This is a genomic window from Pseudoduganella sp. UC29_106, assembly GCF_044055365.1.
Classification (GTDB): domain Bacteria; phylum Pseudomonadota; class Gammaproteobacteria; order Burkholderiales; family Burkholderiaceae_D; genus Rugamonas.
The window spans coordinates 38,374-50,697 of sequence record NZ_CP171977.1 but is presented as its reverse complement, the minus strand read 5'-3'; the positions used below and the strand labels follow the sequence as shown (position 1 = coordinate 50,697).

Genomic DNA, 12,324 nt, shown 5'->3' with positions numbered 1-12,324 from the left:
GCCTTCAATTTCATTCGCCGACGAGCTCTTTGCCACATCGATCCCGGCCAGCACTTCCGCGGGCAAGTCCTCCAGGCCGAAATTGCGTCCATTGTATTCGCCACCCGCGCCGAATACTTCCAGTCCATTCAGCACAATCTTGGTCTGCGACAGGCCGCGGATGGCAATGCTGGCGCCTTCCTCCTTGTAGCGCTGGAGCTGCACGCCGGAGATACGCTGGGCAGCTTCAGCGATGTTCTGGTCCGGCAGCTTGCCAATGTCTTCGGCGACGATTGAGTCCGAGATTGCATCATTGTCGCGCTTCTTCTTGCGGGCGCTTTGCAGGCTGGCGCGCAGGCCTGTCACTACCACTACTGCCGATTCCTCTTTCTTTGCCGCTGTGCTGTCTGCCGTTGCCATGCTGTCCGCAGTCTGCGCATAGGAAGCGCCCGCGCTTCCCAGCGCCAGCATCACGGCGCAGCAGGTGGCGCGGCCTTGCATTGGATTTGTTCCATTCATCGGTTTTTCCCGTGTCGATTCGTTCACTTTGTCTCCGTTCGGCTTACGGGCCGTCGACAAAATAAAAACGGCGCCGCTCGAATTCGTCCGGTTGGTCAGGCTGGTTCCGGACAAGAGCCTGTCCAGTGCTTCGGAGATGGTGAACGTCCCGCGGACTTCCTGGGTCTGGATGCCCTCCAGGTTGTCGCCGGACGCCAGGACATTGATGCCTGCCTGGCGCGCGAACTCGGTAATCGAGTTCACAGCAGGACCGGCGGCAATATTGAATTGCTTGCGGACCTCCTGTGCATTTGCTGCCTGGGACAGGGCTGCAACGCTCAGACCCAGGACAACAGCGGCCGTTCTACCGCAATGATGTGAGTTCATCATGCGCATCTCCTCGGACTAAATTCTCTTCAGGACTATCCTGCCCTGTTATCGATAACGACGGACGACAAATTTTTTTCCTACGCCTCGCCAATCAGGATTTTTTCGGTGGTGATCACGATAGGGACGTCCAGGAAGGTGCTGATGTCGCGGGCAAACAATTCCGGCGCGTCGATCTGGTATTGGCCAACCAGCTTCTTGCTCCTCAACTGAGGATCAACGATGACGATCTTTTTCTGGCTGTAGCGGTTGAAATCCGCCACCGCTTCGCCAAGCGTCTGGTTATTGAAGACCAATTTGCCCTCCCTCCAGGCGAGCTTGCGCTCGACTTCCTGCGGCTGGCGCGTTACCGGGATATCGGTCGCGCGGTCCTGCACGAAACTGCGCTCGCCGGCCGTCAACAGGCGCTTTTGCGCGGTGCCCTCGTTGCTCCACACTTCCACCGTTCCTTCCGTTACCAGGACTTCCGCCCCATTGCTGTAGCGCCGCACGCCGAAGGCGGTGCCCACGGCGCGCACGCGGACTTCGCCTGCTTCCACAACGAAGGGCTTGGTCTTGTCCTTGGCAACTTCCAGCCAGACCTCGCCGGTTTTCAGCGTCACCTGGCGCTTTTGCTGCGTCAGCCGAACTTCGATCTGGCTGCCGCTGTTGATGTCCGCGACCGACTTGTCGGCCAGGGGAACCTTCCGGAACTCCCCTTTTGCCGTAGTCAGCACGGTCTTGTTGCTCAGCGAAGGAAGCACGCCGGCAAGGGTGAGCGCGGCGATGCCGGCGGCAGCACCGCCATAGGCCAGGAAGGCGCGCCGCGAGCCCGCCTGCTTCCACGACGAGCCGGCCCACTCCACTTCAAGGCGCTCGCGTTGCGGACGCAGCGTCTCCTGCACGGTAGCGCGGTCGAGCGCATGGTTGATCGCCCTGGCGCGCAGATAGGCGCCCTGGTGGCGGATATCCGTTGCCAGCCAGGCGTCGAGCGCTTTACGCTCGTCCTCCCCCAGCGCGCCGGCCAACTGACGCACCACCCAATCCAGGGCTTCCCGATCAATCGTTGACATGGCTTTTCCTGGCTACGGTTTTACTTCTGGCGGCCCTGGTTTTGGGTGTGTCATGCACGCCGACACGCGCGATCATGTCGGAAATCAGTTGCATTCCCCGCATGGTTTCTTTTTCAACAATTCCCTCGGTAATGCGCAAGGTTTCGGCCGTCTCCATCTGGGACAGTCCATAAATCCGCCGGGCCGTAAACACTTCCTTGCAACGCTCAGGGAGATTGGCAATCAGCCCGATGACCCACCGAAGCTCCGCTCGCGCCAGCGCCACGCGCTCCGGGGACGGAGCAAGGTCCGCAATGTCGAGCTCCTCCAGGTTCGCCATGGACTCGATACTGACGATCGCATCGCGCCGCATCCTGTCGATCACGATATTGCGGGCAGTCCGGACCAGGAACCCCTTCGCTTCACGAACGTGATCGAGGCTGGGCAGCTGCAGAATCTTGTAATACGTTTCCTGGATGACGTCGTCGACTTCCGCCGGGCCGCTACAGACGCGGCGCAACATCTTGCGAAGCTCGGCTTCGAAAGGAAGGAAATTCGAGGTTACCCATTCGACTATGTCGTCGTCCATGACTTCGCTTTCACGTGGCGTTCAAGAAGTATGACGAACGAAAAGCAATTTTCCTACGGTTTCGGTGGGAACTATTTCGATGTGCGGTACGTCAAACACCGAAAGCCGCGTGCGGCCGAAAATGTGGGTCTACAGGGAGATCTCATCATGGACGACGCACCGCCGGAAGATAACCCGCCCAGCCCTGAGGCTCGGCTTACGCTCCTGGAGTCGAAAGTGAACGATATAGTCTGCGAATTGCGGACGCTGCGACTGGAAATGCAGATTGCCATCCAGACAGCCGTGCAAGCTGCTGTCGACAAGCTGGAGAAGCGCCAGGACGAGCAATTCCGCTGGTTAATGACCTTGCTGGTCACCATCCTCGTCTGCGTCGTTGGGTTGATCGCGGCCGTGGCCGGCCTGGCCGCGACCGTCTGGCAGCGTTAAAGGCTGTTGCGCGCGAGCTGGTGGTAGAAGCGGATCATGTCGGTATAGTTTTTGAAGGACATGCGCTCATTGGTGCCGTGGAAACGCGGCAGGTCGTCGGGCCCGGCGCGGACGGGGCTGAACTTGAAAATGTTGTCGCTCACGGCGCCGAAGTGGCGCGAATCGGTAGCAGCGATCATCAGGCCCGGCGCGACAATCGCATCCGGCAGCACCTCGCGCACCGTGCGGTTGATCATGCCGTAAGCGGCGCCATCCACGCTGGCCACGCGCGAAGCTTCCGCGTTGTAGGTCGTGGCATCGCTGATGCGGATCGCGTCGTTGCCGATCACCTTGCGCATATGCGCCTGTACGTCCCCCAAAGTATCCCCCGGCAGCAGGCGGAAATTGACAGTGGCGCTTGCGCTGCCCGGCAACACATTGTCCTTCACGCCCGCGTTCACGATGGTCAGTGCCGTGGTCGTGCGCATCAGCGCGTTGATGCTGGGCGTCTGCGTCATCATGCGTTCCAGCAGCGGCGAGAACAGCCAGAAGTTGGTGAGTGCCACGCGATTGAAGCCGCCCATCTCCGGCGCCATGGTTTCAAAGCTGGTTTGCGCCAGCCCTTTCATGTGCACCGGCATCGGGTGCTCTTCCAGCTGCGACAGTGCCTTGCTCATCATGCCAATCGCCGACTGTTTCGGCGGCATCGAGGAATGTCCCGGGGCGGTGGACAGATCCAGCTGGTAGCTTGCATACCCCTTTTCCGCCACGCCGATCATCGCGGCCGGCGGCTGCAGGCCCGGCACCATGCCGTGCAGGACCAGCAAGCCTTCATCCAGGATGTAATCGAGCTTCACGCCGCGCGACTTCATCAGCGCCGCGATGGCAACCGCGCCGCGCGTGCCGCCCACTTCTTCGTCCGCTCCGAAAGCGAGGTAAATCGTGCGCTTCGGCTGGAAGCCGCTGGCCAGCAGCATCTCGATCGCTTCCATCTGCGCATAGAGATTGCCCTTGTCATCCCAGGCGCCGCGGCCCCAGATGAAGCCATCGGCGACCACGCCGCTGAACGGCTGCTGCTGCCAGTCCTTCTCGGTGCCGGGCGCGATGGGTACCACGTCCTGGTGCGCCATCCACATCACGGGCGCTGCCTTGGTGTCGCTGCCCTGCCAGGTATAGAGCAGAGCGTGGGAATTGCCGATTTCTTCGCGTTTCAGGGCCGCGTGCAGGCGGGGAAAGCTTGCTTGCAGGTGGGCGTGCAGCTTGTCGAATTCGGCCGCATTGGCTGCGGCATCCTTCGCATCCGAGATGGTGACGAAGCGCAGCGACTCGGCCAGTCTTTGCGCGGCCGCCGCTGCATCAATGGCCAGCGCGGGCGCCGGCGCCACTTTCAGCTGGCGCGAACCGCTGCGCGCCGTATTGATTCCCACTGCCACCGCCAGCAAGCCGATACCTGCCAGCGCTACCGCCAACACCCGTTTTACCGCCATCAGTTCCCCCTTTAGTTGGTCGTTGCAGGCGACCCCTGCTCTTCATCCGTCTTCGCCTGCTGGCGCGCCCACATCTGCGCATACAGGCCGTCGCGCGCCAGCAGCGCCTGGTGCGTACCCCGCTCCACGATGCGGCCGTGATCGAGCACGAGGATCTGCTGCGCGTCCGCGATTGTGGACAGGCGGTGCGCGATCACCATCGTCGTGCGGTTCTTCGCGATCTCCTTCAGCTGCGCCTGGATCGACTGTTCGGCGCGCGAGTCCAGCGCGGACGTGGCTTCGTCGAAGATCAGGATGGCGGGATTCTTCAGCAGCGTGCGGGCGATCGCCACGCGCTGCTTCTCGCCGCCGGAAAGTTTCAGCCCGCGCTCGCCCACCATGGTGCCATAACCGTCCGGCAGGCTGACGATGAAATCGTGGATGGAGGCGGCGCGCGCGGCGGCCACAATCTCGTCGTGGCTGGCGCCTGGGCGGCCGTAGGCGATGTTGTATTCGATGGTGTCGTTGAACAGCACCGTATCCTGCGGCACAATGCCGATCGCATGGCGCAGCGAATCCTGGGTGACCTGGCGGATATCCTGGCCATCGATGGTGATCAGGCCCGCATTCACTTCATAGAAGCGGTACAGCAGGCGTGACAGCGTGGACTTGCCCGAGCCGCTGTGGCCCACCACGGCGGTCGTGGTACCGGCCGGGATGGTGAAGTCCACATCGAACAGGATCTGGCGCTTGGGATCGTAGCTGAAGTCGACATGTGAAAAATGCACCTGGGCGCCACCGCTGGTCAGCAGCGGACGTGCATTCGGTGAATCGTCCACCTCGCGGTTCTCGTCCAGCAGGGAGAACAGCCGTTCCATGTCCGCCAGGCTTTGCTTGATTTCGCGGTAGATCACGCCGAGGAAGTTGAGCGGGATATACAGCTGGATCATGAAGGCGTTCACCAGCACCAGGTCGCCCAGCGACATCTTGCCGTCGATGACGCCCTGCGTGGCGCGCCACAGGATCAGCGTGACCGCAGTCGCGATGATCAGCGACTGGCCCGTGTTCAGGGCGGACAGCGATGTCTGCGACTTCACCGCCGCGGACTCGTAGCGCTGCAGGCCCTCGTCATAGCGCTTTGCCTCATATTCCTCGTTGCCGAAATACTTCACGGTTTCATAGTTCAGCAGCGAGTCGATGGCCTTGCTATTGGCCTTCGAATCGAGGTCGTTCATCGTACGGCGGAAATGGGTGCGCCAGTTGGTGACCATCACGGTGAAGGTGATGTAGAGCACCAGCGCGCAGAAAGTAATGACCGAGAACCACACATCGTAGTGCGTGACGAGGTAGCCCAGCACCAGCGTGATTTCCACCAGCGTGGGCAGGATGTTGAACAGCGTGTACGAGATCAGCGAGCCCACGCTGCGCGTGCCGCGCTCGATATCGCGCGTCATGCCGCCCGTCTGGCGGTTCAGGTGGAAGCGCAGGGACAACGAATGCAAATGCCGGAACACCTGCAGCGCAATCGTGCGCACGGCGCGCTGGGTGACGCGGGCAAACAGGAATTCACGCAGCTCCGTGAACACCGTGGTCGAGAGGCGCAGCGCGCCATAGGCGATCAGCGCGGCAACCGGCAGCACCAGCAGGGGGTTGGAAGCGGTGACCGTCATCTGGTCCACCAGGTGCTTGAGCACTACCGGCACGCCGACGTTGGCCAGCTTGGCGCCGACCAGCGCCAGCAGCGCCGCCATCACGCGCCATTTGTACACCCAGAGGTAGGGCAGCAATGTTTTCAGAGTTGCAATATCGCTGCGGGAGGGCTTGGTCTTGCTGTCCGGCGGCGGCGGGGAATTGGGGTAACGGCGCATGGCGAGGCGATTTGCTTCGGTGGTTTACAATTCGGTCAATTGTAGCCCCACACGAGATTTCACGATGAGCACCCCACAAGAACAAACCCTCCCCAACGTCAACAGCGGCCTGCCGGCCGGGAAAATGCCCGAATTGCGCGTCATGCCCGCGCCTTCCGACGCCAATGTGTATGGCGACGTATTCGGCGGCTGGATCATGTCCCAGGTCGACATTGCCGGCTCCCTGCCTGCCACCCGCCGCGCCAACGGCCGCGTAGCCACGGTGGCGGTGAATTCCTTCCTGTTCAAGCAGCCCGTGTTCGTGGGCGACCTGCTGTCCTTCTATGCCGATATCGTCAAGGTCGGCAATACTTCGATCACCGTCAAGGTGGAAGTCTATGCGGAGCGCAACCGCCTGCAGGCCGTGACCGTGAAGGTGACGGAAGCCCTGCTCACCTACGTTGCCACTGGTCCGGACCGCAAGCCGCGCCCCGTTCCTCCGATTGAAAGCCTGCTGAACAACTGATGGACGAAGGGCGCCGACAGCTGCTGTTGCGCGGCGCCCGGATCGCGGGGCTGGCGGCGCTGGCCCAGGCAGGCGCCTTCCCCACGCGTGCCGCGCGCAATGGCAGCGGCGCCTACCCGTTCTCCCTCGGCTTGGCTTCCGGCTCGCCGCTGCCCGATTCCGTCATCCTCTGGACACGCATCCTGCACGATCCGCTGAATGCGTCCGCCATGCCGCCGGTGGCGTTCTCCGTGCGCTGGGAAGTGGCCGAGGACGAAGCCTTCCGCCAAATCGTGTCGCGCGGCGCCGCCACGGCCGCTCCTGAACTGGCGCACAGCGTGCACGTGGACGTGAAGGGCTTGCAGCCTGCACGCTGGTACTTCTACCGCTTCATGCTGGGCGATGCCGTCAGCCCCGTCGGCCGCACGCGCACGGCGCCCGCAGCCGGCGACCAGCCAGGACGCCTGAAGCTGGCGGCCGCGTCCTGCCAGCACTGGGAGTTCGGCTATTACTCGGCGCACCGCCACATTGCAGCCGCCGAGCCCGACCTGGTCGCCTTCCTGGGCGATTACATCTACGAGTGGGGGCGCTACAGCCTGCAGCATCCCGCGCGCGCCGTGCGCCGCGACGAGAGCTTCACGCTGGCTGATTACCGGGCACGCTATGCGCAGTACAAGTCCGATCCCGACCTGCAGGCCTGCCACCAGGCCGCGCCGTGGATCGTGACCTGGGACGACCACGAAGTCGCCAACGATTACAACCCGATGCAGGACGAGTTGCTGTCCGCGGGATTCCCGCAGCGACGTGCGGCTGCGTACCAGGCGTATTACGAACACCAGCCGGTGCGGCTTGCTTTCACACCCGGCATGGGCGAGGTGCGCATGTACCAGCGCTATGACTGGGGCAGGCTGGCGCGCTTCCACGTACTCGATACACGCCAGTACCGCTCGCCCCACGCCTGCCAGGTGCGCGGGCGCGGCGGTTCCTCATCCGTCTATCGCCGCGCCTGCGCCGCCCTGGCCGATCCGCGCCGCACCATGCTGGGCGAGGCGCAGGAAGCGTGGCTGGCCGAAGGCTTGAAGGGTTCGCGCGCACAGTGGAATATCCTGGCGCAGCAGACGCTGATGGCCCAGTCCAGCCAGGTGGCGATCGATGGCGATGGCGGCGGCCGTTTCTGGACCGATGGCTGGGATGGCTACGCAGCGAACCGTGCGCGCCTGTTGGAAGCGCTGCAAACGAGCCGCGCGCCCAATCCGCTGGTGCTGTCCGGCGATGTGCACACATTCTACGCGGCGGAACTGGCGCGCGACGCCACGCGGCCGCCCTCTTCCGACAATCCGCTGGTGGCGACGGAGTTCTGCGGCACTTCCGTGACTTCCAGCTCGCGTCCGCAATCGCGCACGGCGCAGTATGTGGCGATGAATCCCCACATCAAATTCGGCCGCAGCGACCGGCGCGGTTTCATGCTGCTCGATATCACGCCGGAGCGCAGCACCATGTTGTTCCAGGGGCTGGAGAATGTGCGTGAAAAGGACAGTGGCATCGAAACGCTGGCCAGCTTCGAGGTGGCCGGCGGGCGGCCCGGTGTGAACCGCTCAGGCGCGTAAGGGAGCGCTTTCCTCGCGGCGTCGCTGGGCGGGGCCGGATATGCGCAGCATCACGTCCGCTGCGCCGGCCAGGTCGCCCGCATCCACGCGGCGCAACACCAGCATGGCGCCGCTGGCGCCGAGGTTGAAGGTGAAGCTGACCAGCGCGTCGAACTGGTCCTGCGTCAGCGACTGGTGACTGACCTGGCGCTGCACGGCGCGTTCCGCCACGCGCACGGATTCGTTGAAGCTAGTGTCGATATCGTCGCCCAGCCCTTCACGCAGGCGCAGCGCGCGCCGGCCGGCGGGGCTCAGGTGCAACAGGTGATTGTTGTTCGCATGGCCCACGGCAGCCTCCGGCAATTTGTACGTTTGAGCGTTTCAATGTACAGCGGCCGCAGGAAGCGGGTTTTGCGCCGCGTCAAAGACGGCGCGCCAATTGTCCTGGCCCCGAAGGGGCTGTAGGGCGGATCATTGATCCGCCGTGCATGCGGTCACGCGGCCTTCTTCTCGTCGCGCAACTGGCGCCGTAAAATCTTGCCCACATTCGTCTTCGGCAGCTCATCCCGGAACTCGATGTACTTCGGCTTCTTGTAAGCCGTCAGCTCATGCTTGCAAAACTCCATCAGCGCCTCCGAAGTCAGGTTCGGGTCCTTGCGCACCACGAACAGTTTGACTGCCTCGCCCGAATTCGCATCCGGCACGCCCACGCAAGCCACTTCCAGTACGCCCGGGTGAGCCGCGACCACGCCCTCGATCTCATTCGGATAGACATTGAAGCCGGAGACCAGGATCATATCCTTCTTGCGGTCCACGATGCGGGTATAGCCCTTATCGTCCATGATGCCCACGTCGCCAGTCTTGAAGAAACCGTCGGCCGTCATCGACTTGGCTGTTTCATCGGGCCGGTTCCAGTAGCCGGCCATCACCTGCGGACCGCGGATCGCAATCTCGCCTGCGGTGCCCAGCGGGATTTCGTTGCCGTCATCGTCCAGGATCTTCACTTCGGTCGAAGGAATCGGCAAGCCGATGGTGCCGGTGAATTCTTTGATGTCCACGCGGTTTGCAGTAGCCACAGGCGAAGTCTCGGACAAGCCATAGCCTTCGATGATCGGCGTGCCCGTCACCTTCAGCCAGCGGTCCGCCACCGACTGCTGCACGGCCATGCCGCCGCCGTTGGCGATCTTGTAGCTGGAGAAGTCCAGCTTGGCGAAGTCCGGATTGTTCAGCAGCGCGTTGTACAGAGTATTCACTGCCGGGAACACCACCACGCGGTACTTTGCCAGCTCCTTCACGAAGCCCGGGATATCGCGCGGATTCGGGATCAGCACATTCAGGCCGCCGGTGCGCATGCCCATGAAGGCGCTGATGGTCAACGAATAGATGTGGTACAGGGGCAGCGCGGCCACGAACACCAGCTGCTCGGTGCCGCCGCTCATGCCCAGCCAGGCTTCGTTCTGCAGCACATTGGCCACCACGTTACGGTGCAGCAGGACTGCGCCTTTCGATACGCCCGTGGTGCCGCCCGTGTACTGCAGGAAGGCGATGTCGTCCGGCTTGGTGTCCACCGGCTGCAGCGTCAGACGTGCGCCTTCGGCCAGCACCTGCTTGAAGCTCACGGCGCTCGGCAGCGAATAGGCCGGCACCAGTTTCTTCACCTTGCGCACCACGAAGTTGACGATGGCGCCTTTCAGGCCACCCAGCAGGTCGCCCATGCTGGCCACGATCACGTGCTTGAGCGGCGTGGCGCCCAGCACCTGCTGCACCGTGGTGGCGAAGTTCTCCAGCACGATGATGGCTTCGGCGCCGGAGTCATTGATCTGGTGCTGCAGCTCGCGCGGCGTGTACAGCGGGTTCACGTTGACCACGGTGTAGCCGGCGCGCAGGATGCCAGCCAGCGCCACCGCGTATTGCAACACGTTCGGCAGCATGATGGCCACGCGCGCACCTGGTTTCAGTCCCTTGGCCTGCAGCCATGCACCGAACTGCCTGGACATCTGATCCACCTCGCGGAAGGTCAGGAACTTGTCCATGCAGACGTAGGCATTGCGGTCGGCATACTTGCGGAAGGATTCCTCCATCAGGTGAGTGATGGAGCGATATTGCGACGGGTCGATTTCCGCCGGCATGCCCTCAGGGTAGGACTTCAACCAGATTTTTTCCATTCAATGCCTCTTCTTAAGTGTGTGCAGCCGCGTTTTACGCGGCTTTCTTGTTATCGGCCTTGACCTCGTCACGCAGCATGCGGCGCAGGATCTTGCCAACATTGGTTTTTGGGAGCTCCTCGCGGAACTCGATATATTTGGGCTTCTTGTAGCCGGTCAGGTTCTCTTTGCAGAAGGCCATCAGCGCATCGACAGTCAGGTTCGGGTCCTTGCGCACCACGAACAGCTTGACCGCTTCGCCCGAATAGTCGTCCGGCACGCCCACGCAGGCGCATTCCAGCACGCCCGGATGGCTGGCCACCACGCCTTCCACTTCGTTCGGATAAACGTTGAAACCGGAGACCAGGATCATGTCCTTCTTGCGGTCGACGATCTTCACGAAGCCCCGTTCATCCATCACGCCCACGTCGCCGGACTTGAAGAAGCCGTCCGGTGTCATGACCTTCGCGGTTTCATCCGGGCGGTTCCAGTAGCCCGCCATCACCTGCGGACCGCGAATGGCGATTTCGCCCGGCGAGCCGAGCGGCACCGGATTGCCTTCGTCATCGAGGATGGCAATGTCGGTGGACGGCACAGGAAGGCCGATGGAGCCGGAGAACGCCGTGCTGTCGGCCGGATTGCAGGTGGCCACCGGCGAGGTTTCGGACAAGCCGTAGCCTTCGATGATCGCGCCGCCCGTCGTCGCCAGCCATTTGTCGGCAACCGCCTGCTGCACGGCCATGCCGCCGCCATTGGCCATCTTCAGCTTGGAGAAGTCCAGCATCTTGAAATCCGGGTGGTTCAGCAGCGCGTTGTACAGCGTGTTCACTGCCGGCAGCATATTGAATTCGTACTTCGCCAGCTCCTTGATGAAGCCTCCGATATCGCGCGGATTTGGAATCAGCACATTCAGTGCGCCGATGCGCATACCCCACATCGCGCAGGCCGTCAGCGCGAAGATGTGGTACAGCGGCAGCGCGCAGATAATGGTCATGGATTCTACTACCGGCGGTTTCGCCAGGCCAGGCTGGCCCCAGGCTTCGGTCTGCAGCAGATTGGCAATGATATTGCGGTGGGTGAGCGTAGCGCCTTTGGATACGCCCGTGGTGCCGCCCGTGTACTGCAGGAAGGCCACGTCTTCATGGCGCAGTTCGACGGGCGTCAGCTTCATGCCGCCGCCGTGGCGCATCGCATCCTTGAAGCGCATCGCATTCGGCAGGGAGAAGACGGGCACCATCTTCTTCACGCTGCGCACGACAAAATTGACGATCGGGCCTTTCAGGCCGCCCAGCATTTCGCCCATGCTGGCAACGATGATGTGCTTAACGGGAGTGCGGGGCAGCACCTGCTCCAGCGTGTGGCCAAAGTTTTCCAGGATGATGATGGCTTCCGCGCCGGAGTCGTTCAGCTGGTGTTCCAGTTCGCGCGGGGTGTACAGCGGATTGACGTTGACCACGGTGTAGCCGGCGCGCAGGATGGCGGCGATGGCAATCGGATACTGCAGCACGTTCGGCATCATGATGGCGACACGAGCGCCTTTCTTCATGCCGCGGCTTTGCAGGAATGCGCCCAGGCGCTTCGAGTAGTCGTTCAGCTCCGCGTAGGTGATGAACTTGTCCATGCAGACAAAAGCGGGGCGTGCTGCATATTTTTGGAAGGACTCTTCCAGCAGATGAACCAGTGAACGGTACTGGGTGGGGTCAATCTCCGGCGGAACACCTTGGGGGTACGACTTAAGCCAAATTTTTTCCATCCTGTGCCTCTTTGTCTCGGAATTTTATCGTTATGGGGTCGCGCGGCTGCACAGGGCCGGCGGCAGAGGGCTTTGTCCCTTTTCCTTGTCTTATCAAAAAAAAGAACGCCCGTTCTATATCTGCAACGTAGATG

10 protein-coding genes and 1 pseudogene are annotated in these 12,324 nt (G+C 62.3%); 3 read left to right on the top strand and 8 right to left on the bottom strand.

Annotation, left to right across the window (positions count from 1 at the left end; all coding sequences use genetic code 11):
- The 3 genes and pseudogenes from ACHMW6_RS00585 to ACHMW6_RS00575 all read right to left on the bottom strand — a co-directional run.
- Positions 1-399, bottom strand: a pseudogene (locus ACHMW6_RS00585) (TonB-dependent receptor plug domain-containing protein); the annotation flags it as partial.
- A 545-nt stretch (positions 400-944) separates the two neighbouring features.
- The gene (locus ACHMW6_RS00580; protein WP_395404640.1) at positions 945-1,916 is read right to left on the bottom strand and encodes a FecR family protein; all 972 of its coding nucleotides are present in this window, start codon (positions 1,914-1,916) and stop codon (positions 945-947) included.
- On the bottom strand, positions 1,903-2,484 hold the full coding sequence (locus tag ACHMW6_RS00575) for an RNA polymerase sigma factor (RefSeq protein ID WP_395404638.1): 582 nt from the start codon (positions 2,482-2,484) through the stop codon (positions 1,903-1,905). Before ACHMW6_RS00575 ends, ACHMW6_RS00580 begins: the two co-directional genes overlap by 14 nt.
- A 147-nt stretch (positions 2,485-2,631) precedes the next feature.
- Here ACHMW6_RS00575 and ACHMW6_RS00570 point away from each other — a divergent pair, with 147 nt between their 5' ends.
- A complete protein-coding gene (locus tag ACHMW6_RS00570) occupies positions 2,632-2,910 on the top strand; it encodes a hypothetical protein (protein WP_395404636.1) in 279 nt (92 codons plus the stop codon).
- On the opposite strand, the gene ACHMW6_RS00565 is transcribed toward ACHMW6_RS00570, so the two are convergent.
- Together ACHMW6_RS00565 and ACHMW6_RS00560 are read right to left on the bottom strand one after the other, a co-directional pair.
- Positions 2,907-4,376 (bottom strand): M20 family peptidase, encoded by a 1,470-nt coding sequence (locus ACHMW6_RS00565; protein ID WP_395404634.1) that lies wholly within the window; start codon positions 4,374-4,376, stop codon positions 2,907-2,909. The two genes, ACHMW6_RS00570 and ACHMW6_RS00565, sit on opposite strands and share 4 nt — an antisense overlap.
- 11 nt (positions 4,377-4,387) lie before the next feature.
- A complete protein-coding gene (locus ACHMW6_RS00560; protein WP_395404632.1) occupies positions 4,388-6,223 on the bottom strand; it encodes an ABCB family ABC transporter ATP-binding protein/permease in 1,836 nt (611 codons plus the stop codon).
- Between the two features lie 64 nt (positions 6,224-6,287).
- On the opposite strand from ACHMW6_RS00560, the gene ACHMW6_RS00555 reads away from it, so the two are divergent.
- Both ACHMW6_RS00555 and ACHMW6_RS00550 read left to right on the top strand, forming a co-directional pair.
- The gene (locus ACHMW6_RS00555) at positions 6,288-6,728 is read left to right on the top strand and encodes an acyl-CoA thioesterase (protein WP_395404630.1); all 441 of its coding nucleotides are present in this window, start codon (positions 6,288-6,290) and stop codon (positions 6,726-6,728) included.
- Entirely contained in the window at positions 6,728-8,314 is a 1,587-nt protein-coding gene (locus ACHMW6_RS00550) for an alkaline phosphatase D family protein (protein ID WP_395404628.1), read from the top strand. The genes ACHMW6_RS00555 and ACHMW6_RS00550 overlap by 1 nt, the downstream gene beginning before the upstream one ends.
- Here ACHMW6_RS00550 and ACHMW6_RS00545 read toward each other — a convergent pair.
- The 3 genes from ACHMW6_RS00545 to ACHMW6_RS00535 form a co-directional block, all read right to left on the bottom strand.
- Positions 8,303-8,641, bottom strand: a complete 339-nt coding sequence (locus ACHMW6_RS00545; RefSeq protein ID WP_395404626.1) for a glycoside hydrolase family protein — start codon at positions 8,639-8,641, stop codon at positions 8,303-8,305. The two genes, ACHMW6_RS00550 and ACHMW6_RS00545, sit on opposite strands and share 12 nt — an antisense overlap.
- A gap of 146 nt (positions 8,642-8,787) precedes the next feature.
- Positions 8,788-10,458 carry a long-chain-fatty-acid--CoA ligase gene (locus tag ACHMW6_RS00540; RefSeq protein ID WP_395404624.1) on the bottom strand — a complete coding sequence of 557 codons (1,671 nt, stop codon included), beginning with the start codon at positions 10,456-10,458 and terminating at the stop codon, positions 8,788-8,790.
- Between the two features lie 34 nt (positions 10,459-10,492).
- Positions 10,493-12,190 carry a long-chain fatty acid--CoA ligase gene (locus tag ACHMW6_RS00535; protein ID WP_395404622.1) on the bottom strand — a complete coding sequence of 566 codons (1,698 nt, stop codon included), beginning with the start codon at positions 12,188-12,190 and terminating at the stop codon, positions 10,493-10,495.
- Positions 12,191-12,324: the final 134 nt, after the last annotated feature.